Source organism: Catellatospora tritici, assembly GCF_019083965.1.
GTDB lineage: Bacteria > Actinomycetota > Actinomycetes > Mycobacteriales > Micromonosporaceae > Catellatospora > Catellatospora tritici.
The window spans coordinates 574,132-598,704 of sequence record NZ_JAHRCY010000001.1; the positions used below are offsets into that span (position 1 = coordinate 574,132).

General features: G+C 70.0%; 20 protein-coding genes and 1 tRNA gene. 13 read left to right on the plus strand and 8 right to left on the minus strand.

Annotated features, from left to right (window positions below):
- Positions 1-152 precede the first annotated feature (152 nt).
- From KUA19_RS02515 to KUA19_RS02530, 4 genes are all read left to right on the plus strand, one after another.
- The gene (locus KUA19_RS02515; protein WP_217394380.1) at positions 153-986 is read left to right on the plus strand and encodes an aldo/keto reductase; all 834 of its coding nucleotides are present in this window, start codon (positions 153-155) and stop codon (positions 984-986) included.
- Between the two features lie 81 nt (positions 987-1,067).
- Positions 1,068-1,685, plus strand: a complete 618-nt coding sequence (locus KUA19_RS02520) for a hypothetical protein (RefSeq protein ID WP_217394382.1) — start codon at positions 1,068-1,070, stop codon at positions 1,683-1,685.
- A complete protein-coding gene (locus KUA19_RS02525) occupies positions 1,682-2,251 on the plus strand; it encodes a DUF4352 domain-containing protein (RefSeq protein ID WP_217394384.1) in 570 nt (189 codons plus the stop codon). Before KUA19_RS02520 ends, KUA19_RS02525 begins: the two co-directional genes overlap by 4 nt.
- Entirely contained in the window at positions 2,248-2,835 is a 588-nt protein-coding gene (locus tag KUA19_RS02530; RefSeq protein WP_217394386.1) for a hypothetical protein, read from the plus strand. Before KUA19_RS02525 ends, KUA19_RS02530 begins: the two co-directional genes overlap by 4 nt.
- On the opposite strand, the gene KUA19_RS02535 is transcribed toward KUA19_RS02530, so the two are convergent.
- Together KUA19_RS02535 and KUA19_RS02540 are read right to left on the minus strand one after the other, a co-directional pair.
- Entirely contained in the window at positions 2,716-4,113 is a 1,398-nt protein-coding gene (locus KUA19_RS02535) for a hypothetical protein (RefSeq protein WP_217394388.1), read from the minus strand. The genes KUA19_RS02530 and KUA19_RS02535 overlap by 120 nt on opposite strands.
- Before the next feature lie 42 nt (positions 4,114-4,155).
- Positions 4,156-4,899 carry a TetR/AcrR family transcriptional regulator gene (locus tag KUA19_RS02540; protein ID WP_217394390.1) on the minus strand — a complete coding sequence of 248 codons (744 nt, stop codon included), beginning with the start codon at positions 4,897-4,899 and terminating at the stop codon, positions 4,156-4,158.
- Between the two features lie 127 nt (positions 4,900-5,026).
- Here KUA19_RS02540 and KUA19_RS02545 point away from each other — a divergent pair, with 127 nt between their 5' ends.
- The 5 genes from KUA19_RS02545 (at position 5,027) to KUA19_RS44410 (ending at position 13,858) form a co-directional block, all read left to right on the plus strand.
- Positions 5,027-6,592, plus strand: a complete 1,566-nt coding sequence (locus KUA19_RS02545) for an MFS transporter (RefSeq protein WP_217394392.1) — start codon at positions 5,027-5,029, stop codon at positions 6,590-6,592.
- Positions 6,593-6,684: 92 nt separating this feature from the next.
- Complete coding sequence (locus KUA19_RS02550; RefSeq protein ID WP_217394394.1) at positions 6,685-7,572, plus strand: siderophore-interacting protein; 888 nt, start codon at positions 6,685-6,687, stop codon at positions 7,570-7,572.
- 114 nt (positions 7,573-7,686) lie between these two features.
- Complete coding sequence (locus KUA19_RS02555) at positions 7,687-8,292, plus strand: hypothetical protein (RefSeq protein WP_217394396.1); 606 nt, start codon at positions 7,687-7,689, stop codon at positions 8,290-8,292.
- Between the two features lie 26 nt (positions 8,293-8,318).
- Positions 8,319-9,104 carry a hypothetical protein gene (locus tag KUA19_RS02560; RefSeq protein ID WP_217394398.1) on the plus strand — a complete coding sequence of 262 codons (786 nt, stop codon included), beginning with the start codon at positions 8,319-8,321 and terminating at the stop codon, positions 9,102-9,104.
- A 524-nt stretch (positions 9,105-9,628) separates the two neighbouring features.
- On the plus strand, positions 9,629-13,858 hold the full coding sequence (locus KUA19_RS44410; RefSeq protein WP_217394400.1) for a LamG-like jellyroll fold domain-containing protein: 4,230 nt from the start codon (positions 9,629-9,631) through the stop codon (positions 13,856-13,858).
- A 50-nt stretch (positions 13,859-13,908) separates the two neighbouring features.
- On the opposite strand, the gene KUA19_RS02570 is transcribed toward KUA19_RS44410, so the two are convergent.
- The 3 genes from KUA19_RS02570 to KUA19_RS02580 all read right to left on the minus strand — a co-directional run bounded on the left by KUA19_RS02570 (position 13,909) and on the right by KUA19_RS02580 (position 18,111).
- A tRNA-Met gene (locus tag KUA19_RS02570) sits at positions 13,909-13,982 on the minus strand.
- Between the two features lie 95 nt (positions 13,983-14,077).
- Positions 14,078-16,963: a UPF0182 family membrane protein gene (locus tag KUA19_RS02575; RefSeq protein WP_217394402.1), complete on the minus strand. Its 2,886-nt coding sequence runs from the start codon at positions 16,961-16,963 to the stop codon at positions 14,078-14,080.
- An 89-nt stretch (positions 16,964-17,052) separates the two neighbouring features.
- Positions 17,053-18,111, minus strand: coding sequence for a YlbL family protein (locus KUA19_RS02580; RefSeq protein ID WP_217394404.1), 1,059 nt, complete (start codon positions 18,109-18,111; stop codon positions 17,053-17,055).
- Positions 18,112-18,299: 188 nt separating this feature from the next.
- On the opposite strand from KUA19_RS02580, the gene KUA19_RS02585 reads away from it, so the two are divergent.
- Positions 18,300-19,508 carry a zinc-dependent metalloprotease gene (locus KUA19_RS02585; RefSeq protein WP_504739738.1) on the plus strand — a complete coding sequence of 403 codons (1,209 nt, stop codon included), beginning with the start codon at positions 18,300-18,302 and terminating at the stop codon, positions 19,506-19,508.
- 158 nt (positions 19,509-19,666) lie between these two features.
- Here the strand turns inward: KUA19_RS02585 and KUA19_RS02590 are convergent, their stop codons facing one another.
- A complete protein-coding gene (locus KUA19_RS02590; protein WP_217394406.1) occupies positions 19,667-20,182 on the minus strand; it encodes a M48 metallopeptidase family protein in 516 nt (171 codons plus the stop codon).
- Positions 20,183-20,623: 441 nt separating this feature from the next.
- Here KUA19_RS02590 and KUA19_RS02595 point away from each other — a divergent pair, with 441 nt between their 5' ends.
- From KUA19_RS02595 to KUA19_RS02605, 3 genes are all read left to right on the plus strand, one after another.
- Positions 20,624-20,779 carry a DUF5679 domain-containing protein gene (locus KUA19_RS02595; protein ID WP_166381884.1) on the plus strand — a complete coding sequence of 52 codons (156 nt, stop codon included), beginning with the start codon at positions 20,624-20,626 and terminating at the stop codon, positions 20,777-20,779.
- 187 nt (positions 20,780-20,966) lie between these two features.
- On the plus strand, positions 20,967-21,929 hold the full coding sequence (locus KUA19_RS02600; protein ID WP_308167285.1) for a hypothetical protein: 963 nt from the start codon (positions 20,967-20,969) through the stop codon (positions 21,927-21,929).
- Positions 21,930-22,007: 78 nt separating this feature from the next.
- Positions 22,008-23,342 carry an ABC1 kinase family protein gene (locus KUA19_RS02605; protein WP_217394407.1) on the plus strand — a complete coding sequence of 445 codons (1,335 nt, stop codon included), beginning with the start codon at positions 22,008-22,010 and terminating at the stop codon, positions 23,340-23,342.
- A 304-nt stretch (positions 23,343-23,646) separates the two neighbouring features.
- Here the strand turns inward: KUA19_RS02605 and KUA19_RS02610 are convergent, their stop codons facing one another.
- Positions 23,647-24,009 carry a WhiB family transcriptional regulator gene (locus KUA19_RS02610; protein ID WP_217394408.1) on the minus strand — a complete coding sequence of 121 codons (363 nt, stop codon included), beginning with the start codon at positions 24,007-24,009 and terminating at the stop codon, positions 23,647-23,649.
- Positions 24,010-24,140: 131 nt separating this feature from the next.
- Positions 24,141-24,473, minus strand: a complete 333-nt coding sequence (locus KUA19_RS02615; RefSeq protein WP_217394409.1) for a hypothetical protein — start codon at positions 24,471-24,473, stop codon at positions 24,141-24,143.
- Positions 24,474-24,573 lie beyond the last annotated feature (100 nt).

The following is a 24,573-nucleotide window of genomic DNA, read 5'->3' on the forward strand; positions in this document are numbered from 1 at the left end:
GGCCCGTCCGTGCCCTGACGTGCCGCTTCGCGCGACGCTGGCTCCCGGTCGCGAGTGCGCTCAGTCTTCCATGGGAGCGCTTCCATCGCAACCCCTCACTTCCCCGCGAGATAAGAAGGTGCCCTTCCTTACTCGGCTGGGAGGATGGGGGGATGACGGGTAACGAGGTGACGCTGAACAACGGCGTCAAGATGCCCCAGCTGGGGTTCGGCGTGTGGCAGGTCGAGGACGACGAGGCCGAGAAGGCCGTGACCAGTGCGCTGGAGGCGGGCTACCGCAGCATCGACACCGCGAAGATCTACTTCAACGAGGAGGGCACCGGCCGGGCGCTGCGCAACAGCGGACTGCCCCGCCAGGAACTGTTCGTCACCACCAAGCTGTGGAACACCGAGCACCGGTACGACGACGCCCTGCGCGCCTTCGACGACAGCCTGGACAAGCTCGGCCTGGACTATCTGGACCTCTACCTCATCCACTGGCCGGTGCCGTCGCAGGACCGCTACACCGACGCCTGGCGCGCGATGGAGCAGCTCCTCGCGGACGGGCGGGTGCGTGCGATCGGCGTGTCCAACTTCACCGCCGAGACGCTCACCCGGCTCGTCGAGGAGTTCGAGGTGGTGCCCGCGATCAACCAGATCGAGCTGCACCCGTACCTGCCGCAGCGGGAACTGCGCGACCTGCACGCCAAACACGGCGTGCACACCGAGGCGTGGAGCCCGCTCGGTCAGGGCAAGACGCTGCTGGCCGAGCCGGTGCTGACGCGCCTGGCCGACAAGCACGGCAAGACCCCGGCGCAGGTGGTGCTGCGCTGGCACCTCCAGTTGGGCAACGTGGTCATCCCCAAGTCGGTGACCCCGGCCCGGATCGCCGAGAACATCGACGTCTTCGACTTCGAACTCGACGACGAGGACCTGGCGGCGATCGCGACGCTCGACAACGGCGGCCGCATCGGCCCCGACCCGGCGACGTTCGCCTGGATGGGCTGACCCACAACGGTTCGCGGCAGCGGGCGTGCCACATCGGACGCCCGCTGTCCGCGCGCCCGGCCGGTCAGTATGCTCGCCGCTGTGTCAGACATGGGGGACGGCATCGTCCGACAGGCCTTCGGCGAGTTGGTCGAGACGGTGTTCCGCAAGGTCTACTACGTGATCGCCGCCGGGCTGGTAGCCGTGACCGGGGCGTTCGGCGGCCTGAAGACGGCGCCACCGCCACCGGCCGAAGGCAGGTCGGCGGCGGTCGGCGAGAGCGTCGACTGCGGCCGCTGGAACGTCGCGCTGACCGACGTCAAGTCCTTCACCACCCTCGGCGACCTGCACCTGAAGCAGGACGGCAACCGATGGCTGGTCGCCATCGCCAAGATCACCATCACGTACGACACGAGCATGAACAACCTCGGTGCCATGCTGCGCCTGCCGGAAGTCAAGGGGCTGACCACGGTCGAGCCCGATCGGATCATCCTCGCCCGCGACGGCAACACCATCCAGCGCCTGCATCCGAACATGCCCGAACGGGTCGCGTTCGTGTGGGAGCAGGCGGGCACCGAGCCGATGCCGACGTCCGTGCCGGTGGCCGTGGTGTGCGAGACCCACGACGACGACCCGGCCCCCGGCCTGCCTGAATACCAGGCCGACACCGACCCGACCGCCACCGTGGTCGTGCCCGTCGTGGCGGGAGCGACCAAGTGAACAAGCTGCTGCATCGGTTGGGCACCGTGGTGCTCGTGGCGGTGACGCTGGCCGTCGGCGGCTGGCTCACGCACCTGAACGAGAACTGGAGCGTGGACCGGCCGTTCGAGGTGCGGGGCGAGTTCGCCCAGCCGGTGTCCGGCCGCCAGTTCACCGCCACCGGCGTGCGCGTGCGCTGCGCCGCCAAACTCAAGCTCGGCGAGGCGATCCTGGACACCCAGGGGGTATGGGTGATCGCCAAGATCCGTGCCGTCGCCATCGGCCGCACCTCGTACATCGGCTGGGCGGCGCTGCGGGACGGGCAGGGGCGCACCTACCTCACCAGCGACCGGCTCCAGCAGTTCACGCTGAACCACCCGCTACAACCCGGGATCCCCGTCGAGGGCGAGATCGTCTTCGAGGTCCCCGCCGACGCCGCGGGCGACCTCACCCTGCTGCTGGCCAAGAATCCGCTCGAACAGGAGATGGACTCGATGATCGCGATCCCGCTGCCCATCTCCGACGTCAGCGCAGTGCTGTCCGACCCGGTGCCCGCACCGGTCTACCTGCCCAAGGCCGTCGCGTGAAGCGGGGCTGGTGGCGGCGCAACGCCTGGGGCCTGGTCACGGTGGTTCCGGCGCTGGCCGCGCTGGTATTCACCGCACTACTGCCCAACCTGGACCAGTTGCGCCGCAACGAGATGCCTGTGGCGGATGCCGGCGCGGACGGCGGCGTCTCCATCGCCGGGGCCCGCGTCACCCTGGTCGAGCTGAGCCAGGCGCAGCTGACGACTTCGCTGGGCCGGCCGTTCGAACTGCCGCACGGCGTGATGGCGTGGCGGGCGGTGCTCCGGCTGGAGTCGGCCGACCCCACGCACAACGACTACTGCAAGATCTACCTGGAGGACGCGACGGGTCGCCTGTTCGAGACCGGTGCGGCCGAGATCGACCGCGCCGCCACCGGATACGCCACCTGCAAGGCCGACCCGAGTCCGCTTCCCTCGCCCGACGCGACGCCCAGCCCGGCCACCGGGCCGGACGCCGCGGCCGGCTCACGCGTGTACGAGACCGTCGCCTACTTCGCCACGCCGGTCGGCACCGAGGCCGTGGCCGTGCGGCTGCACTTCCCCTCCGACCCCTACCACGACTACCGGCTTGTTCCGCAGGGCTGAGATCCGGTCCAGCCGCAGCACCCGGTCGACCGTGGCCGCGGCGAGGCCGAGCTGCAGCGTCAGCACCACGGCGTCGTTGAACGTCTGCAGCACCCCGGCTGCGGGCATCCAGAACAGCGTGTGGTCACCCGGCCCCAGGATCAGCCGTTCCAGCTCGAACAGTCCGCCGCTGATCAGTTGGGCCGCCACGAAGAGTACGCAGTACAGCAGCACCGGCACCCGGCCGGTGGTCGCCAGTGTGCGCAGCACCCGCAGCATCGGGCCGAGCGAGTCGCGGCCGTCAGCGGTGGCGGTGCGGGAGAACGACCGCAACGAGCGCGGCACCCGTCGCCACCTGCGCACCGCCGCGGCCAGCGCCCGCCCCTTGAGCACGGTGGCCCCGAGGTACTGGCCGTAGACCACAGCGGTCATCGCCAGCCAGGCGACCGGGGCGACGAGCACCGAGTCGACGTCGGACAGCAGCCCCAGCAGCCAGTCCCAACCCGCCATTATCGGGGCCGGCAGGCGATCGTGCAGCTCAAGGCCCCAGTGGACCGACACGCGGCTCGCGGCGTAGGCGTCCACCGGCTCCTTGAGGTTCCGCAGGATCATCACGGCCACGGTGACGGAAGTGACCTCGAGGTAGGCCCGCACCATGCTCAGCCAGTGCCACAGCGTCTTGGCCCGCATGCCCAGCAGCGCCCGCAGCAGCAGGGCCACGACCAGGATGAGGAACAGCGTGCCGACGCGGTCGAACGGCAGCCGTTCCGCGGTCTGGATCGCCTCGGGATGGAACTCGAACAGACTGGTGGGCGAGCTGGTGAACGCGTCGCCATTGTTGAAGTACTCGTCACGGGAGACTTCGTACAGGTAGGTCCGCTTGTCATCGGCGAAGAAGCCGAAGTCCGTGTACACCACGGCGAAGGGCACGATCACGCTGGCCCAGTGCCGCAGCACCCGGACTCCCCGGCCCGACGGGGTGGTGCCCTCCTCGATGAATCGCGACGGCAGCGAGGCGGACACGGCGCGCAGCATCAGCACCACGGCCAGCGCCATCGGCACGGGCGTCATCAGGAACACGAGCATACCCGCGAAGCCGTTGATGTCGCTGAGCTGCACCGCGGCCCAGATCAGGCCGCTGCGTCCGGCCATACCGGCGAAGATGAGCGCAAGCAGCACCGGCAGGTGCTTGGCCAGCAGGACGATGGTCGTGCCGAGCACCGCGAACACGTGCCGCACCGACCAGATCAGGCCGTGCCGTGGCCGATCGGCCACGACGGGAGAGGGGTTGTCGGACACGCGAGCACGCTACCCGCTGTCGCGTCCGGACGGTGATCCCGGTCAGGTCCGCGCCGCTATGAGGATGCCCACGCCGTCGAGGATTCGCTCCAGGCCGAACACGAACTCCTCGGCCGGGTCGTCGGCCTGTTCCAGCACCCCGGCCTCGACCACGCGGCCCAGCGCCGGGAAGCGGACCGGGTCGACCAGCACCCGCAGCATCCTGCCGTACATGGCGATCGCGTCGTCCAGGGAGGACGATGCCGCTTCCGTGGCGGCCGCGATGTCGGCGGTCAGCATCGCCTCGTTGCGGACGTACCCGGTGAGCAGCAGCAGCACCGACATCTTCCGCGCCTCGGTGAGCCCGGTGTCGGTCAGGTGGCGCAGGCCCGCGTCGAGCCAGGCGAGCTGGTGCGGGGTGGCGGGCGGGCCGCTGATCGGCGCCTTGAGCGCCCACGCGTTGGCGAGGTAGACCGTGCGCACAGCCCAGGCCCAGGCGGTCAGCCCCGCCCGCCAGTCGAGGCCGGGGTCGTGGGGCGGCGGTTCGCCGATGCAGGCGTCGACCATGAGTTCGAGCAGCTCGTTCTTGGCGCGCACATACCGGTAGAGGGCCATCGTCGACACGCCCGCCTCGGCGGCGACCTTGCTCATCGATACGGCGCCGATGCCTTCGGCCATCGCCACCCGGATGCCCGCGGCCACGATCCGGTCGACGCTGAGGCCGGGCTTGGGTCCCTTGCCCGGCCGCTCCCGCAACCCCCACGCGGCCGCGATGTTCGGCGGCAGTGCCGCGCTGTCCAGCTCCATAACCCCTGCTCTTGCTCGGTGCGCGAACTACGCGCTTGACCGCCATCCTAGTACCGCGTATAACGTACACAGTAAAGCGTATGGCATACACAGAAGCGCGTACGGTGTACGCAGAAGGTGGTTCCCCATGAGTCCCCAGATCGCCCCGCGGGCGGGCCGGCGCGAGTGGATCGGCCTGGCGGTGCTGCTGCTGCCGCTGCTGCTGGTCTCCATGGACGTGTCGGTGCTCTACTTCGCCGTCCCCTTCATCAGCCTCGACCTCCACCCGTCGGCCACCCAGCAGCTGTGGATCTTCGACATCTACGGCTTCGTGCTGGCCGGACTACTCATCACCATGGGCGCGCTCGGCGACCGGATCGGGCGGCGCAAGCTGCTGCTGATCGGCGCGGTCGCGTTCGCCGCCACCTCCACCGCCGCGGCGTACGCACACAGCGCCGAAGCCCTCATCGGCGCCCGCGCCCTGCTCGGCATCGGCGGCGCCACCCTGATGCCCTCCACGCTCGCCCTGGTCCGCAACATGTTCCAGCAGGAGAAGCAGCGGGCCACCGCGATCGCGATCTGGACCGCGGCGCTGACCTCCGGCGTGGCGCTGGGCCCGATCCTGTCCGGGTTCCTGCTCGAGCACTTCTGGTGGGGTTCGGTCTTCCTGATCAACGTGCCGTTCATGGTGCTGCTGGTGATGCTGGCGCCGGCGCTGGTGCCGGAGTCGAAGCAGGCCCGGGGCGGCCGGTTCGACCTGCTCGGCTCGGTGCTGTCGCTTGGCGCGGTGCTGCCGGTGATCTGGGGCATCAAGGAGATGGCGGCGCACGGGGTGGGCGCACGGCCGCTGGCCGCGATCGGCGCCGGGCTGCTGCTGGCGGCGGGGTTCGTGTGGCGGCAGCGCGCCACGGCGTACCCGATGCTGGAGCTGACCCTGTTCCGGCGGCCCGCGTTCGGCGGCGCGATCGTCGTCAGCGTGCTGGCCATGTTCGGCCTGGTCGGCTTCGCGATCTTCACCACCCAGTTCCTGCAGTCGGTGCTGGACATGTCGCCGCTGAAGGCGGCCCTGTGGAGCCTGGCCCCGTCGGTGGTCGTCGGCGGCGCGGCCCCGACCGCCGCGGCGCTGGCGCAGCGTGGTGTGCGCAAGGCGTACCTGGTCTGTGCCGGGTTCCTCCTCGCGCTGGCCGGGTTCGCCGCGTTCCAGCTGGTGCAGGCCAACTCGCCGCTGTGGCTGCTGCTGGTCGTCGCCATGCTGTACTCGACCGGTCTGGTCGTGGTGATGTCGCTGGGCACCGAGATGATCGTCGGCGCGGTGCCCGCCGAGCAGGCGGGCGCGGCCTCGGCGGTGTCGGAGACCGGCACCGAGTTCGGCGGTGCGCTGGGCATGGCGCTGCTGGGCAGCCTGGGCACCGCGGTCTACCGGCACGAGGTGCCGGTGCCCGCCGGGCTGGAGAACTTCGCGGGCACAATCCGGGAGACGCTGGCCGGAGCGGCAGGCGTCGCGCGAGCCCTGCCCGGCCCGGCCGCGAACGAGCTGCTGACCTCGGCGAAGGTGGCCTTCACCGCCGGTATGCACGCCGCCGCGCTGGGCGCCGTCGCGGTGATGGCCCTGGGTGCGGTGGTGGCGCTGATCGCGCTGCGCCGGGTCCCGCCGACCTCGACCGAAACCGCCGCCACCGTGGCCGAACGGCCGGAGTTGGAGCCCGCCGCTTGATCAAATCAAAGGATAGGCTAGCCTAACCTAAACCGCTGCCCCACCGGTTGAGCCATCGGTGGGGCAGCATTGCATCCCCTGGAGGCTTCGGCATGTCCGCTACCCAACCCTGGCGCTTCTTCACCGCCACCGTCACGCGGGTCGCCGAACTCAGCCCCTCCTTTCTGCGCCTGACGTTCACCGGCGCCGACCTCGGCGCCTTCGCCGACAACGGATACGACCAGCGCATCAAGCTCGTCCTGCCGCTGCCCGGGTACGGGCTGGCCGAACTGCCCACCGACGAGCACTGGTTCACCGCCTGGCGGTCGCTGCCCGACGAGCGGCGCAACCCGATCCGCACCTACACCGCCCGTGCCGTCCGGCCCGAGCCGCGCGAGGTCGATGTGGACGTCGCCCTGCACGGCGACACCGGCCCAGCCTCCCGTTGGGCCCGCGCCGCCAAGCCCGGCGACGAGATCATGCTGCTCGGCCCGAACGCCGCCTATCCCGGTGCGCACGGCGGCGTCGAGTTCCGGCAACCCGCGCCCGGCACACCGGTACTGCTGGCCGGAGACGAGACCGCCGTCCCCGCGATCGCGGCCATTCTGGAGCGGCTGCCCGAGGACACCACCGGCGCGGCGATCCTGGAGGTGCCGCACGCCGCCGACGAACTCGGCATCATCGCCCCCGCCGGGGTACGGGTCCAGTGGCTGCACCGCGACGGCGCCGCCCACGGCACCCGGCTGATCCCGGCCGTCCAGGCGGCCGCCGCGCGCCTGGTGCCCGGCTCCGCGAGCACCGCCGAGATCGAGGACGTCGACGTGGACGCCGGCATCCTGTGGGAGGTCCCGGAGCACGCGGGCAGCTCGGTGTACGCGTGGCTGGCCGGGGAGGCGGCGGTGATCCGTACGCTGCGGCGGCACCTGGTCGCCGACCTCGGCTTCGACCGCGGCTCGGTCGCCTTCATGGGCTACTGGCGCCACGGCCGCGCCGAAGGCTGACGCGCGCCCCGCGCGATCTCGGCCCGCGGGTCGGCCAGGAGGCGTCGCGCTGAGATTCGCAGGGTTGACAGACCCTCGCTCGGGTATCTCCGCCTGTGAAGGAGGTACCCCACCATGACATCGACACAGCTGGCCTTGCTGATCGCGGTAGTGGTCGTCCTCGTGCTGTGCGGGGTCGGCGCGTGGCTGTTCGCACGGCGTGCCGCGCTACGGCAGCGGTTCGGACCCGAGTACGACCGCGTGCTGGCCGAGCAGGAGTCCCGGGCCGCCGCCGAGCACGAGCTGCGCGAGCGCGAACGCCGCCACGGCGAGCTGGAGCTGCGTGAACTGAGCGACGACGAGCGCGCGCGGTTCGCCGCCCGGTGGCGCGAGGTGCAGCAGCGTTTCGTCGACGAGCCTTCGGCGGCGGTCGCCGAGGCCGACGAGCTGATCACCGAACTGGTCGCGGCGCGCGGCTACCCGACCGGGGACTACGACGAGCAGCTGGCCCAGCTGTCGGTCGACCACGCCGAGACGCTGGCGTCGTATCGGCACGCCCACGAGATCAGTGAGCGGGGCCGGGCCGGGCAGGTGGACACCGAGGACCTGCGGGTCGCGGTGGTGCACTACCGCAAGCTCGCCGCGCAGCTGCTGGGCGAGGAGCCGGTGGCACCCCTGACCGATGAGCACACCCACCGCACGGACGCTCACTCCCAGCAGGAGAAAGAGGTGCACGCATGACCACGTACGACACTCACACGCGCGCGATGACAGACGATGACGTGGACGACGAGGCGCGCACCGAGGCGCCGCGCGGATACGAGGGCAACCACGTGGCCGACGGCGAGGTGGTCGATGTCGATGCCGCGCCGACGCGCCCCGAGGCGCGTGGTGACGAGGCGATCGAGCTGGAGGAGCGGGACGGCGTCTACGTGCCGACCGACTCGACCGGCTCCGAGGACGAGACCGAGGACGACGGCCTCGACGACGAGGACCGGCGCGGCGAGTTCCGCCCGGAGACCGACGAGGCCGCTCCCCTGTCGGAGCACCTCGACGACGAGACCGACCCCGAGGCGGAACCGGTCGACGACCGCGCGACCGTGACGGCGACCGGCGACACCATGCCGCTCCCGGTCGACGACGCGGACGAGACGGAGGCCGCCGAGCAGACGCTGAGTGACGCCGAGGTGGCGGCGGCCGCGGGCGCCGCAACCTTGGCGCAGGCGGCGGACAGCCCGGCGATCGGGGTGGCGGCCGTGCCGACCGTCGACGACGCGCGGACGCAGGCCGCGACGCTCTGGGCGGACGGGACCGCCGACGAGCTGCGCGAGCGCTGGGAGGCGCTGCAGCTGCGGTTCGTCGACGATCCCGCGGCGGTCGCGGCCGAGCTGCGGGATCTGGTCGAGGAGACGCTGCGGACCCTGCAGGACGCGCTGGCGCGCGAACACGCCGAGCTGGACGGCCTGGTCGAGACGGCGGGCACCGACACCGAACTGCTGCGGCAGGCGGTTCAGCGGCACCGCGACTTCCACCAACGCCTGCTGGCACTCTGAGTTCGGTTTTGACGCATCAGGGTGAGCACGAATCGTGCCCACCCTGATGGCTTTTACGTGATTCGCATTTGGACCCATTTCAGAACCCTGGTCCGGTGGAATAGGAGCTGTCCGGGATGCGTGGCGAGTTGGCCATCCCCGTCGATGACCTTCTACGCCACAGTCCGGCCGAACGATCAAATGTTTCTCCTGCAACACCGACACCCTTAAGTCAGTCCTTTATGGACCATGATGATCACCCACCTTTCCGCGATGGATTCGGTGCCCCCCACGGTGGTGGATTTGATGGTTAGCTGACGCCGCGCGAGGCGGTTGGCGCCTCCCGCAGAAGGGATTCACCTCTCATGCTCACGGGTGGAGTACGACGTAGACGCTGGCGGGCCGCGGTCGCGGCCGCCGGTGCCTCCTCGCTTGTCGCTAGCGTGCTGGGCGTTCCGGCAATGACAGGAGCAGCGGTCGCGGCGCCGGCGCCGGCCGCGGCGGCGGCCGCGCCGAACCCCGACGCGCTTACGGTTCCCCAGGCGGTGGCACAGGCCCGCTCGACCGGACGCGACATCGTGGTGACCGGATCGACGACCTCGAACAGCGAACTGACCGCACACCCCGACGGCGGAATGTCGCTGTCGCTCAACGCCGTAGCTGTGCGCAAGCGCGTGAACGGGAAGTGGGCGAAGCTCGACGCGACGCTGCGCCGCAACAGTGACGGCACGGTGTCGCCCGCGGTGACCACGGCCCCGGTGACACTGTCCGGTGGTGGCGGCGGGCCGTTCGCGACCATGGACGGCGGCGCTGCCAAGCTGTCGCTGTCACTGCCGATGACGCTGCCCGAGCCGCAGCTGTCCGGCGACACCGCGGTGTACGCGGAGATCCTGCCCGGCGTCGACCTGCAGGTGCGGGTCACCGAACAGGGCAGCGTCAGCGAGGTGCTGGTCGTCAAGAACGCCCAGGCAGCCCGCAACCCGCAGCTGCGCGAGCTGCGGATGGCCACCAATGCCACCGGGATGACCCTGAGCAGTGACGCCGACGGCAGCCTGTCGGGCCGCGACGCCTTCGGCGACGTGCTGCTGCACACTCAGCCGCCGAAGATGTGGGACTCGACGCCGGTCGGCGACGTCCCCCAGGTCAAGGGCCGGATCTCCGACGGTCGCCTGGCCCGCTCGTCGGCAGTGGCCCCGGGCGCGGCCGCGGCGGTCGGGCGGATCGGGCTCCGGGTCGACCGGGACGCCATCACGCTGTCCCCCGACACCGCCGTGCTCACCGGCACCAGGACGACCTACCCGGTCTACATCGACCCCACGCCGGTCTGGACGCCGAAGAGCTACAACAAGACGGGGTGGGCCTCGGTCGCCGAAACCTACCCGTCGAGCAACTACTGGAACGACACCCCGGACCCCCAGGGCCACATGCAGGTCGGCAACTCCGGCAGCATGTGGGCGCACACCCTGATCAACTTCCCGCTGCCCGCCCTGGCGGCCAACAGCGTCGTCAACAAGGCGACGCTGCGCACGCGCGAGGTGTGGTCCTGGTCGTGCACCAAGAGCACGGTCAACGTGCACGCCCCGACCGCGTACACCCTCTCCTCGTCGAACGCCAACTGGAACTACTGGAACGGCAAGGAGGGCAGCGCCGTCGACGGCCAGCCCGAGGCGCACGGCTACAGCTCGTCGTGCCCGGCCGCGGACGTCGAGTTCAACGTGCTCAACACGGTCCGGGCGCGGCTGGGCAAGACCCAGACGTTCCTCCTCGCGGGCGTCAACGAGTCGAGCGACCACAACTCGTGGAAGGAGTTCGACAAGAACCTGACCAGCCTGAACCTGGAGTACAACCAGCCGCCGACCACGCCGACCTCGCTGTCGACCTCGCCGAGCACCAGCTGCACCAGCCTCATGCCCGTCGGCGACGCCGACGTGAGCCTCAAGGCGGTCGTGTCCGACCCCGACGGCAACACCGTCGGTGCGCAGTTCGAGCTCTGGAAGTCCCCGAGCGGGTCGGTCTTCTACTCCACGCCCCCGAGCACCTTCGACTTCGGCAACGGCACCACCGCCGTCGCCGTGGTGCCCAAGGCCACGCTGGAAGCGCAGGCCGGCGGAGCGGTGACGAAGTTCGCCTGGCACGTGCGCACCTTTGACGGGCTCGCGTACAGCCCCGCGTACTCCAGCACCTGCGAGTTCAACTTCGATCCGACGCGGGCCGGCCCACCGACCGTCAGCGTCGCGAGCAATGCCGTGGTGAACAGCCCGGTCCAGGTCACCGTCACCGCGCCCACTACGGGAACGCCGCCGGCGTCGTACCTCTACCAGCTCAACGCCGCCGCGCCGCTGCCCAAGGACGCGCCCACCGGCAACGTCACGTTCAGCGTGACGCCGACACGGTTCACCAACACGATCGTCGTCACCAGTGTCACCGCGAGCGGCAACATCGGTGACAGCATCGCGGTGACCTTCACCGCGCAGCCCGCCTCCCCCGAGGCCGTCGACGACCTGACCATGGACGGTCGGGCCGACCTCCTGACGACCGGCCGTTCGGCCAACGGCCTGGCACCGGGGTTGTGGCTGGCCAACGCGACCGGCAGCGCCCAGCTCGACCCGGTGGCGCACGACATCGGCATCAACGGCACCGGCGCGTTCGGCACCTCCAGCCCGCACGAGTACGACGCCGCCGCCAGCACCGCCACCGGCACCTTCACCGGCGGCACCCAGAACGACGTGCTGGCCTACTACCCGGCCGACACCACCCTGCAGCGCTCCGGCATGGCCGTCATCCTCAAGGGCAACGGCGACGACTCCACCCTGCAGACCGCCAGCGGCTTCACCAACACCGTCAGCCCCGGCACCTTCACCGACCTGCACGGACAGGACCCGATCCGCGTCGCCAACGCCTACAACGCCCGCGGCGCCGGACTGGCCTACCCCGACCTCATCGCCGTCAACGGATCCACCGACTACGGCCACTTCTACCTGTCCTACTACCCCAACAGCAACATGGTCGGCGGCTACGCGATGGGCTACGACATCGCCGTGAACACCCCCGACGGCGACCAGAACTGGCAGAACTGGGACATCACCACCACCAGACTGCCCAGCGGCACCGCCATGTACCTGCGCAACACCGTCACCGGCGCCCTGCGCCTGTGGACCGGCATCACCGTCAGCACCAACGACGCCACCTACACCGCCACCATCGCCTACACCGACCACAGCGTCACCGGCGGGCCGGGCACCGCGGGGGCGATCCAGGCGGCCGACATCGATGGCAACGGCACCGCCGACCTGTGGTCGACCAGCGCCGGTGTCACCACCGCGCGCCTGATCGCCGCGATCGACGACACCGCGCACACGGCGGCGCTGACCGCGCAGCCCGGCACCGGGCTGATCACCGCGACCCACGCCTGGACGCTCGCCGACATGGGTACGGCCGGCGCCGGTGACGTGATCGGCTCGGCGGCGGACGCCGTGGGCAACCTCAACCTGACCGGCAGTGGTGCCGTCAAGTGGGACACCGGTGACCTGTTCGACCCCGACGCCGAGTTCACCGGCAGCGGGTTGGGCACGCTGGCCACGACGACCGCGGCCGTCGACCCGACCGCCTCGTTCACCCTCTCGGTATGGGTCAAGCCGGCGCCGACCGGTGGATACGGCACGGTCCTGTCCCAGGACGGCACCAGCACCGCGGCGTTCAAGCTCTGGGCCGACAGCTCCGACAGCTCGTGGCGCTTCGCGATGGCCCGAACGGATGCGGCCAACACGATGTGGAACGTGGCCCAGTCCGCGCCGAACACCGTGCAGCCGGGTGCGTGGACCCAGCTGACCGTCACCTTCGACGCCACCACGAAGGTCGCGGTGCTGTACGTCAACGACGTCAACGTCGGCGCCGCCACCCACCCCAACAACTGGACCACCACCCGGAGCTTCCGCATCGGCGCCGAGCGCACCACGGCCACCGCCGTGGGTGGCTACTTCACCGGTCAGATCGCCTACGCCCAGGTGTGGAACCAGGTCTGGCGCAAGCCGGTCCCGGTTGAGCACGACGTCAACGGCGACGGGCACCCCGACGTCGTCGCGGTCGACTCCAGCGGCATCCTGTGGCTCTACCCCGGTTCCGGCGGCACCGGCCTGTCGAGCTTCGGCGGCCGGATCCAGCTGACCGGCGGCGCGACCGGTTTCCGCTTTCAGGTGGCGGACTGGAACACCGACGGCCGGTCCGACCTCATCGGCATCGACCCGGCCGGCGAGATGTGGTACTACCCGTCCACCGGGCTGTACGGCACCGCGGGGCTCGGCACCCGCACTCTGATCGGCACGGGGTGGAGCACCTACTTCCACTCGACCGGCAACGCCGACAACGTCGCCCACCCGGACCACATCGGCGTCAAGAAGTCCACCGGCGAGCTCTACTACTACCCGCAGGGCAGTGGCAAGATCCTCATCGGTTCCAGTGGTTGGACCGACTTCCGGGTCCACATCACCGACTTCAACCATGACGGCCGGGGTGACGTGGTCGCCATCGGCGCCGACGGCGTGATGTGGCTCTACCCGAACATCAGCAGCACCAGCCTGGTGCTCGGCACCAAGTCCCAGATCGGCACCGGCTGGCTCTCCTACAAGGAGACGCCGTTCGACTTCAACGGCGACTCGTACCAGGACATGGTCGCCCTCGACACGAGCGGCAATCTCTGGGTGTACCCCCGTACGGTGAGCTGGGAGTCCCGGATCCAGATCGGTGCCGCCTGGACCGGAATCGTCTCCGTCGCCTAGTACGAGATGCGAAAAGCCCCTCCGGATTTCCGGAGGGGCTTTTCCATGAGTAGCGGGGACAGGATTTGAACCTGCGACCTCTGGGTTATGAGCCCAGCGAGCTACCGAGCTGCTCCACCCCGCGTCGGCTCCGTAACACTAGCGCGTTGATCGCGGGGCCTGCAAATCGGCACCGGGGTGATCCGGGACATATGTCCCCGATCACCCCGTACGCGCAGCTCAGCCGGTCGTGGGCGTGGGGCTGGGCGTGGGCGTCGGCGTGGTGCCGGTGGGGTTCGCGGCGGCGTTGGCCGTCTCGAACTCCTTGATCGCCGCGTCGAGGGCGGCCAGCGCCTTGCCGTACGCCTCGAAGTCGCCCTTCTGCTGTGCTGCCCGCAGGTCGTCGATGGCCTTGTCGACCTTCGCCGCCGCGGCGGCCAGCGGGGTGGCTGTCGTGGGCGGCTGTGGCTGCTCGGGCGTGACCACGGGCGGGGTGCCGGTGCTGGTGCCCACGAGCTGCTTGATGCCGTCGGCGATCGTGTCCGCGAACGCCACCTTGTCGCCGTAACTCAGCAGCACCTTCTCCAGCAGCGGATACGTCTTCTCGCCGCTGGAGCGCAGGTAGATCGGCTCGACGTAGAGCATGCCGCCGCCGTACGGCAGGGAGAGCAGGTTGCCCTTGACCACGTTGGGGCCCCAGATGTTGAGCTGGTTGCGCACCGTGCCGTCGTTCTCCATCTGCTGCTGGGCCTGGCCCGGACCGGGGATGCGGTTGTCCTTGTTCAGCTCCAGCACCTCCAGCACCGGCTTGCCGTCGACGTACGACCCGGAGATCAGCGCGGCGAGGTTCTGCCGCGCCTGCGGGGTCACCGCCGAGGTGAGCTGGAAGCGGGCCTCGGTCTGGCCCGGCAGCTGCGTGAGCAGGTAGTACGGCGGCTGCTTGGCGTCGCCGTGCCCGGCCGGGTCGTTGGGCACCGCCCAGAAGTCGGGCGCGTTGAAGAAGTCGTTGGCGTTGTTCACGTGGAACCGGGTGAGCAGGTCGCGCTGCACCTTGAACATGTCCGCCGGGTAGCGGAAGTGCTCGGCGAGCTCCGCCGGGATCTGGTCCTTCCTCGTGATCAGCTTGCCGCCGAACGCCTTGTTCCACGCCTTGAGGACGGGGTCCTTGTCGTCGAACTCGTACAGGGTGACCGTGCCGTCGTAGGCGTCGACGGTGGCCTTGACCGAGTTGCGGATGTAGTTGATCTCCTGCTTGGCCAGCCGGAACGTGCCGTCGCCGGTCAGCGAGTCGCTGGTGGCGTCCTGCAGGTCGATGCGCTGCGAGTACGGGAAGTTCGCGCTGGTGGTGTAGCCGTCGACGATCCACACGATGCGCCCGTTCACCGCCGCCGGGTACGGGTCGCCGTCCAGCGTCAGGAACGGCGCCACCTTCTGCACCCGGTCGCGCGGGTCGCGCTCGTAGAGGATCTTCGAGTTGCCGTTGACCGCGTCGGCCAGCAGGAACTTCGACTCCGCGTACTTGATCGAGTAGAGCAGCCGCCGCCAGGTCGAGCCGATGTCGACGCCGCCCTTGCCGGTGTAGGTATAGCGGGCGTCGCTGGTGTCACCGGTCGGGCGGTCGTACTCTGCGGCGGCCGCGCCGTCGGAGCTGCCCACCACCGCGTAGTCGCTCATCCGCTCGCCGTAGTAGATGCGCGGCTGCTCGACCGGCAGCTTGTCGGTGGGCGAGGAGCAGCCCTGCTCGCTGGACTGCTTCGACTGCCCGGTGAAGAACCCGGACACGAAGAACGGCTGACCGTTGCAGACCGTGGTGTTGGCCGGGGCCGCCACCAGGCCGTAGCCGTGGGTGAAGACGGTGTGCCGGTTGATCCAGTTGTTCTGGGCCGCCGACAGCTTGCTGTACTCGATTTCGCGTACGCCGACCACGTAGTCGGCGAGCTTGCCGTCGACGGTGTACCGGTCGATGTCGAGCTTGTCGCCGAACTGGTAGAAGCTGCGCACCTGCGAGAACTGGGTGTACGTCTCGGGCACCACGGCCGGGTCGAGCAGGCGGATGTTCGGCACGATCGTCTTGTCCTGCGCCAGCGACGCCGGGGGCACCAGCGTCTCCGACGAGTACGGCGTGCTCACCGCCGCGTCCAGCCCGTACGCGCTCCTGGTCGAGGCGATGGCCCGCTCGATGTACGGCGCCTCCCGGCTGTTGCGGCTCGGGTCGACCTGGAACGTCTGCACGCCCCACGGGTAGATGCCGCCGATCGCCACCGCCGAGATGGCCAGCAGGCCCAGCGCCACACCCGGCCAGGTCAGGTTGCGTAGCCAGGCGTTCGAGAAGATCAGGATCGCGATCGCCACGATCACGGAGATGTAGGTCAGCATCTCCTTGGCGGGCAGCAGCGCGTGCACGTCGGTGTACCCGGCACCGGTCAGGCCCGTGCCGGTGATGGTGTCCAGCAGCAGCGCCCGGCGGTCCAGCACGTACGCGATCGCCTTGAGGATCACGAACAGCGCGACCAGGCTGGTCAGGTGGGCGCGCGCGCCGGTGGTCATCCGGTCGCCCGGCCCGGCCAGCCGCACCCCGCCGTAGAGGTAGTGCACGCCCATCGCGCCGAGCAGCGCCAGCACCGTCACCGTGAAGCCGGTGTTCAGCAGGTACTGCCAGAACGGCAGCTTGAAGACGTAGAACCCGATGTCGGTGCCGAACTGCGGATCCTTCTGCCCGAACGGCACCGCGTTCTCGAACAGCAGCCACTGCTGCCAGTGGCCCTGCGCGGCCAGGCCGGCGAAGAACGCGATCACGCCCGACAGCAGCGCGAACCAGCGGTTCAGGTGCGGCCCGAGCAGGTACCGGTAGCGCTCCAGCGTCTGCTGCTCCACCCCGGTCGGGGGCAGGAACGGCCGCAGCTTGTACGCCAGGTACAGGTTGCCGAACAGGAACGCGCCGATGATCAGGCCGAACACCGCGAACAGGCCGAGCCGCGTGCCGAGCTGCCCGGTGAACACCCTGGTCGCGCCGAGTTCGTCGAACCACAGCCATTCGGTCCAGGTGTCCACCACCCATCCGATCAGGGCGAAGAACACCAGCAGGCCGGTCAGCACGATGAGCCAGGCGCGACCGCGACGGCTCATGTGCGGCAGTTGACTTGATCGGGTCACCACGTAGGAAGCCTACGTGGCCGCGCAAGAACCACGTGAGCTGCGTCGCAGTGCCGACGCTGTCAGCAGGTCGGCGGTTGCCCACCCGCCCGCAGCGTGGCCAGGGCGGTCAGCGCGTCGTCCAGGGTCGCCACCTTGATCAGCGGCAGGCCGGGCAGGGCGTTGGCCTTCGCCTCGGCACAGTTGTCGGCCGGGGTCAGGAAGGCCACGGCATCGGCGGCCTTGGCGCCGTACAGCTTCTGCGGGATGCCGCCGATCGGGCCGACGTTGCCCTCGTCGTCGATGGTGCCCGTACCGGCGATGATTTTGCCGCCGGTGAGGTCCTCCGGGGTCAGCTTGTCCATGATGCCCAGCGCGAACATCAGGCCCGCGCTGGGACCGCCGATGTCGTCGAGCTTGATGCTCAGGTCGAACGGGTGCGGCTGCACCGTGGCGACCTCGATGTTGATGCGCGGGGTCTTATCGGTGTCCGAGGCGGGTTTGGTGGTCACCTCGACCGTCTCCGGCTTGCCGTCCCGGGTGACCTCGAACTTCAGCGGCGTGCCGGCGGGCTTCGCCTTGATCAGCTCGACCAGCTGCGTCGGCGACTCGACCTTGGTGCCGTCGACGGACTCGATCACGTCGTCCTTCTTCAATTTGCCGTCCGCGGCGCCGCCCGCGGTGACCTCACCGACGCTCACCCGCACCGGGTAGCCCAGCTTGCGCAGCGCGGCGGTCTCCGCGCTGGTCTGCGACTCCTTGAAGTCTTCCTGGTTCTGCTGCTCGACCTGGTCCTTGGTGCGGTCCGGCGGGTAGATGAACTCGTACGGCACGACGGCCTGCTCATCGGAGAACCAGCCCTTGATCACGTCGAGCAGGCCCGTGGTGGACTGCACGTTCACGGTGACCAGCCGCAGCTCCCCGTCGGAGTTCGACGTCGGGGTCTTGGCGATCTGGATCACCTCCTGGCAGCCCTTGGCGCCGACGACACACTCGTCACCGCGGCCGTCCACGGCCGTCAGCGTGTTCACGGTGGGACCGGCGCTCATCACCACGTAGGGCACCCGAGCCAGACTGATACCGGCCACCAGCAGCACCGCGAGCACGAAGCCCGCCAGTACGGTCACACCGCGACGTTTCATGCGGGCCAGCGTAGCCGCCGCGACCGAGGAACCGGCTCCAAGAGCGGCCGACCCTGAATTGTCCCCGATCAGCCCGGGGTATGAGTCACTTCGGCTCAACTTCGCGTACGGTGGAGAGCGTGTCCGACACCCCATTCGGGTTCGCCTTCCCCGGCGGCCAACCACCAGATCCCAACGACCCGCAGCAGATGCAGCAGTTCCTGGCGGGTCTGCAGCAGCTCATGGCGATGAGCCAGCCCGGCGGCGGCCCGGTGAACTGGGACCTCGCCCGGCAGGTCGCCACCACTACGCTGAACGCCGAAGGCGACCCGGCGGTCTCCGCCGCCGACCGCGCCGAGGTCGGGGAGGCGCTGCGACTGGCCGACCTGTGGCTGGAACCGGCCACCTCGCTGCCCAGCGGCCTGGTCAGCACCGCCGCCTGGAACCGCAACGAGTGGATCTTCAACACGCTCGACGTGTGGCGCAAGCTGGCCGACCCGGTGGCGGGGCGCATGGTCGCCGCCATGGGCGACCTGGTCCCGCCGGAGCGCCGGGCCCAACTCGGCCCGATGGCCGCGATGATCAGCGGCCTGGGGGGCGCGCTGTTCGGCGGCCAGTTCGGGCAGGCGCTGGCCAAGCTCGCCACCGAGGTGCTCTCGGCGGGCGACATCGGCCTGCCGCTGGGCCCCGGCGGCACCGCCGCGCTGGTCCCGGCCAACATCCGGGCGTACGGCGAGGGCCTGGAACTCGACCCCAGTGAGCTGCGGCTGTTCGTCGCCCTGCGCGAGGCCGCCCACCAGCGGCTGTTCGGCCACGTCCCGTGGCTGCGCGGACACGTGCTCAGCGCGGTCGAGGCGTACGCCAACGGCATCAAGGTCGATCGGGAGGCGATCGAGGAGGCCCTGGGCCGCATCGACCCGACCGACCCGGAGTCGATGAGCGAGCTGCGACTGGAGGGCATCTTCACGCCCGAGGACAGCGACCAGCAGCGAATCGCGCTCAACCGGCTGGAGACCACGCTGGCGCTGGTCGAGGGCTGGGTCTGCCACACCGTCGAGGCGGCGGCCGCCGGTCGCCTGCCCAACGTGGTGCGGCTGTCCGAGACGTTCCGGCGCCGACGCGCCGCAGGCGGGCCCGCCGAGCAGACGTTCGCCGCGCTGGTCGGGCTGGAGCTGCGCCCGCGCCGCCTGCGCGAGGCGGCGGCCCTGTGGGCGGCGCTGACCGAGCACCGTGGCGTGGACGGTCGCGACGCACTGTGGGCCCACCCGGACCTGCTGCCCGACGAGGAGGCCTTCGCCGACCCGGTCGCGTACGCCACGCACGCCGAGACGGAGTGGGACATCAGCGCCCTCGACAATCTCGCCCCGAACCCAGAACCCGGCCCCACCGACGACCCCGACGGCCCCACCCAGCCCTAGCCCCAGGACGAAAGAAGGGCACCTTCTTATCGCTTTGCGACGTAGCAGGTGCCCTTCTTGACGGCCCGCGCCCGAACCTGTCCGGGCGGCGAACAGCCAGCCGGTGGCGAGCGTGCGGGCGGGGCGTTGGCGGGTGCGGCGAGTGGGACGCGGGCGGGTCAGTGGCCCGCGGCGGCGATGCCTTCGAGATAGCCGCGGGCGCGCTCGGTGCGCGGGTAGCGGCTGACCAGTTCCCAGAAGCGGGCGTTGTGGCTGGGCACGATCAGGTGCACCAGCTCGTGCAGCAGCACGTAGTCGCCCACCCAGCCCGGCATCTCACGCACCCGCTCCGACAGGCGGATGGTGCGGTCGGCAGGGGTGCAGGAGCCCCAGCGTCCGTTCTGGTTGGTCACCCAGCGGACGCTGGCGGGCACCGCGATCGCGCCGAACTCGGTCAGGTAGCGTCCGGCGAGCTGCCGCGCGCGCAGCTCGAGGTCGGCATCGCTACGCTGGCTGCGCAGGTCTCGCGCGGCCAGCCGAGCGAGCATCTTGTTGACCCACTCGCTCTCCTCGGCACGGGAGAACTGGCTCGGAATGAGCACCACCACCCGCTCGCCCTCCCGGTAGGCGGACACCGTCCGACGCCGACGCTCACTGCGCCGGACCTCGACCACGGGCTTGCGTGCGGCGGCCATCAGCGACCGGCACAGGCCAGGTGGTTTACGGGGGTAACCAGGGGGGTGTTGCTCACGGCATGGACGCTAGCGGCCGCCTCCCAGGGTTCCGCAAGGGTCAATCTTGTGATCATCGCCAGATTTGCCAGGATACGTAACCTTCGGCCAAGAAAATTCTTGTGACCGAGCATGATCGCCTAGGTCGCCATAAGGGACATTGCTCGATACGCAGGCGACTTCCCGAGAATGCCTCATCTTCGACAAGCGTGATGACTCCGGCGTGTCTCGCGTAACCTGACTAGTCAGATCGATCCGGACAGGCAGACTTCCACCGTCACAGCACGGGCGCCCCGGCGGTGGCGCCAGGCGATTCGCCAGTGGCTCATCTCGGCCGTCCGCCGCAACGGCGGCCGGTCATCAACTCCCTACCGGCGCCCGTCACGTCGATCATGAGGAGGAATCGTGGCCGAGGAGAAGTACAACGGCTACTGCGTTAAGTGCAAGGAGAAGCGTGACTTCACCGGAAAGGTGGAGATCTCCAAGACCGGCATGCGGATGGCCAAGGGTCCCTGCCCCGTCTGCGGCACCACGGTGAACCGCATTCTCGGCAAGGCCTGAACCACAAGTCCGTGTTACGCGCAGTGCAGGAGGCCCGCGGAGTTACGCGGGCCTTCTGTCGTACTCCCGACATTTCTCCCCAAGATCTGTGGATAACCACGGTGAAGGCTGTGGAAAACGCCTTGATCAACGGGGACAGCCTGTGGATAACGTGTGGGTAGCCGGTTCGTCGCGGCACGCTCGCCCCGTGGAACGTCACCCCATGCCGCGCCCGACCCTGCTACCCGGACTGCGCCTGCTCTGGCGCAACCGGCACACCGTGCAGTTGGGCACCGACCCCGGCCAGGCCGTGGTGCTGGAGCTGCCGCACCCCGCCGCGGCCCGGCTGTTCGACCTGCTCGACGGCTCGCATACCGAACGGGCCGTACTGGCCGAAATGGGCCGTATCGGCATGGCGGCGGCACAGGTGCACCAGGTGCTGGCGGCGCTGACCGGGGCGGGCCTGGTCGTCCCGGCCGACGCGCTGCTGCCCGCGGCCCTGCCCACAGCCCGACGCGACCAGTTGCGTGACGAGGCGACCGCGCTGGCGTTGCGCCACGCCGGACAGCCCGGCGCGCGCCCGGCCCGGACGCTGCGCCGCCGCGCCGAGGCCCGGATCGTGGTCGCCGGGAACGGACCACTGGCCGACCTGCTGGGCGAGACGCTGCAGGCGGCCGGGGTCGGCACGGTCGCCTGGGTGCGCAGCCCCGGCGCCGCCGCCCGAGTCTCCGGCTCCGCCCGGCACACCCTGCGCGCCACCGACGCCACCTTCCGGGTGCAGGTCGGTCCGGCCGTGAGCGGGCGCGGCACCCGGCGGCGCGTGCCGCACCTGGCCCTGTGCGTACGCGACGGCACCGCCGTGGTGGGCCCGCTGGTGCCCACCACCGGCGGCCCCTGCCTGCGCTGCCTCGACCTGCACCGGGCCGACCGCGACCCGTGCTGGCCGGACCTGGTGGCGCAGCTGGCACAGGCCGCGCCGGAGCGCGACCCGTGCGCGGCGGCCACCCGGGTCACCGCGGCCGGTTTCGCCGCTGCCGAGATCCTGGCCTACCTGGATGGCGCCGAGCCGACCACGATCGGCACCACCGTGGAGATCAATGGGGTCGCGCCGTGGCGCCGACGATCATGGTCGCCCCACCCGGCCTGCGACTGCACTCGGCGTCGCCGGTGACCCTGGGCAGCCGGTGGCCTTCACGAACTCTTCACTGCGGCATGACGCATTCCCGCCGAGGTCGGCGACAATGGCACGGTGACCGACATCCCGCGCCGAGCCGTCTCCCGGACCGCCAAACTCGCGTCCCTGCCGCTCGGCTTCGCCGGGCGGACCGTCCTGGGCTTCGGCAAGCGGATGACGGGGCTCGCCACCGACGTGATCAGCGCCGAGATCCAGGAGCGCACCGCCGAGCAGCTGTTCAGCGTCCTCGGGCAGCTCAAGGGCGGCGCGATGAAGCTTGGCCAGGCCCTGAGCGTGTTCGAGGCGGCGCTGCCGGACGCACTGGCCGAGCCGTACCGCGAAGCGCTGGTGAAGCTGCAGGAGGCGGCGCCGCCGCTGCCCGCCGCGACGGTGCACCGGGTGCTCGCCGAGCAGCTGGGGCCGGACTGGCGCACCATGTTCCGCGAGTTCGACGACTCTCCCGCCGCCGCGGCCAGCATCGGCCAGGTGCACAAGGCCGAGTGGAAGGTGCCGCGCAAGCGCACCGGCATCCAGGTCGCGGTGAAGGTGCAGTACCCGGGTGCCGGTGACGCGCTGATCGCCGACCTGACCCAGCTGTCCCGGCTGGCTGGATTGTTCAAGGTGATCCAGCCCGGACTGGACGTCAAGCCACTGGTCACCGAGCTGCGGGCGCGGGTGGTGGAGGAGCTCGACTACGAGCTGGAGGCGGCCAGCCAGCGGGCGTTCCACGAGGCGTACGCCGGGGACGAGGAGATCCTGGTGCCCCAGGTGCTGACCGCCGCGCCGCAGGTCATCGTGACCGAGTGGGTCGAGGGCATGCCACTGTCGAAGATCATCGGCAGCGGCACCGTGGCCCAGCGCGACCGGGCCGGGGCGCTGATGGCGACGCTGCACTTCTCCGCCCCGGCGCGCGCCGGGCTGCTGCACGCCGACCCGCACCCGGGCAACTACCGGCTGCTGCCCGACGGACGGCTGGCCGTGATCGACTTCGGCGCGGTCGCGCGGCTGCCGCAGGGCCTGCCGGAGCCGGTGGGCCGGATCACCCGGCTCGCGCTGGCCGGGCAGGCCGACGCCGTGCTGGACGGGCTGCGGAGCGAGGGTTTCGTGCGGCCCGACACACAGGTGGATGCGCAGGCGGTGCTGGACTTCGTCCGGCCCATGCTCGAACCGCTGGCCGTCGAGGAGTTCCGCTTCACCCGGCAGTGGCTGCGCGACGAGGCGGCCCGGCTGGCCAGCCCGCGCAGCGCCGCGTACCAGCTGGGGCGGCAGCTCAACCTGCCGCCGTCGTACCTGATGATCCACCGGGTGACGCTGGGGTCGATCGGCGTGCTGTGCCAGCTGGAGGCCAAGGCCGGTTACCGCGCCATCCTGGAGCGCTGGCTGCCCGGCTTCGCCGAACCCGAGGACTGAGCGGCGGTCGTACCAAGCAGGATGCCCGCCGCTGGGGAGGCGGCGGGCATCCGATGATGTGTGCTCATCAGGTTGTCGCTATCAGCGCATCGACTGCTCTCGGGCACGTCGACGGGCGGAGATGATGACCTGGCGGGCGGAGCGGGAAGCCTCAGAGGGGATGGTCTGAGGCTTCGGCATTCGAGCCCGGCTCATGATTTCGTGGATCATATACATGTCGCTGATTCCGCTTCTCTCGTTCATTTCTTCGTCCTATTCGGGAACTTGCTAGCCGGCAGGCGGCTGGTTTGGATGTTTGCAGAGCTCAGGCGGCCAGACGGACCGACTCGCGAGCGGTGACCGTCGCGGCTACCCGCGCCTCGGTCTCGGCCACGAGGGCCGCCTCGCGAGCGAGGTCGTCCTTGCGCGGACGGCCACGCGGACGCTTGCGCGCCACGACGGCACCACGCTCGAAGATCTCACCGCCCCATACGCCCCACGGCTCCTCGCGCTCGAGCGCCCCAGCGAGGCACTCGACCTTGAGCGGGCACTCGCCACACATCGACTTGGCGAGCTCGAGCTCCGCGGGAGCGTCGGAGAACCACAGGTCCGGGTCGAACTTGCGGCAGGGCAGCTCTGCACCCAGCTCGACGCTGAAGTCGAGGGCTGGGGCCAACGCCAGACTCATCTTTCGGTCACCTTTCCTTCGTTGCAGTTGGGGTGGCTGCAATCGGGGGCCCGGTCGACAGACCGGAAATAACTAAGGCCGCGGATCCCGGTGTACGGGTTCCGCGGCCTCGAGGTGAGCCGGTTGGTCTGCTAGACCGGTATACCTCGAGGTGGAACGCCGCCGAATCCATCGAGCTTGATGCCCTCGGACTCGTTCTTCCGGTAACCCTTGGTGGTGCTGTTGCTGCTGGTGGTGCTCATCGGGACCAGGGCACCCGCCGGAGCGGTGGCCAGGATCGGGCTCTGCGGGGTCCAGTGCAGCTGTCGCTGAGCGATCAGCTGGGCCGCCAGCGGGCTGGCGACTGCCGGGACTGAGGCCACCAGGGCACGGTCCACGGGCAGGGTGCGGTTCACGGGCAACGCGGCCGTCGGCGCGCAGGCAGGGACAAGCGCCGACAGGGTGAACGTGGTGGTCATCTCCATGGAACTCGCCTCCTCTCCGAACGTGCCCTAGTCGCTTACAGAACGTGAATCACCATCTCGGAGCAGCACAGATGTGCGCTCTTTGAGGTGTGACCGAAGG

Bases quoted from the DNA above. Each gene is read 5' to 3' on its own strand.
- KUA19_RS02585 (WP_504739738.1), top strand. From the start codon at position 18,300: ATGCAGCAGTTCCTGGCGGGTCTGCAGCAGCTCATGGCGATGAGCCAG.
- KUA19_RS02575 (WP_217394402.1), bottom strand. From the start codon at position 16,963: ATGAGCCGTCGCGGTCGCGCCTGGCTCATCGTGCTGACCGGCCTGCTG.
- KUA19_RS02615 (WP_217394409.1), bottom strand. From the start codon at position 24,473: ATGGAGATGACCACCACGTTCACCCTGTCGGCGCTTGTCCCTGCCTGC.
- KUA19_RS02560 (WP_217394398.1), top strand. From the start codon at position 8,319: ATGACAGACGATGACGTGGACGACGAGGCGCGCACCGAGGCGCCGCGC.
- KUA19_RS02580 (WP_217394404.1), bottom strand. From the start codon at position 18,111: ATGAAACGTCGCGGTGTGACCGTACTGGCGGGCTTCGTGCTCGCGGTG.
- KUA19_RS02540 (WP_217394390.1), bottom strand. From the start codon at position 4,899: ATGGAGCTGGACAGCGCGGCACTGCCGCCGAACATCGCGGCCGCGTGG.
- KUA19_RS02545 (WP_217394392.1), top strand. From the start codon at position 5,027: ATGAGTCCCCAGATCGCCCCGCGGGCGGGCCGGCGCGAGTGGATCGGC.
- KUA19_RS02610 (WP_217394408.1), bottom strand. From the start codon at position 24,009: ATGAGTCTGGCGTTGGCCCCAGCCCTCGACTTCAGCGTCGAGCTGGGT.
- KUA19_RS02590 (WP_217394406.1), bottom strand. From the start codon at position 20,182: ATGGCCGCCGCACGCAAGCCCGTGGTCGAGGTCCGGCGCAGTGAGCGT.
- KUA19_RS02515 (WP_217394380.1), top strand. From the start codon at position 153: ATGACGGGTAACGAGGTGACGCTGAACAACGGCGTCAAGATGCCCCAG.
- KUA19_RS02555 (WP_217394396.1), top strand. From the start codon at position 7,687: ATGACATCGACACAGCTGGCCTTGCTGATCGCGGTAGTGGTCGTCCTC.
- KUA19_RS02550 (WP_217394394.1), top strand. From the start codon at position 6,685: ATGTCCGCTACCCAACCCTGGCGCTTCTTCACCGCCACCGTCACGCGG.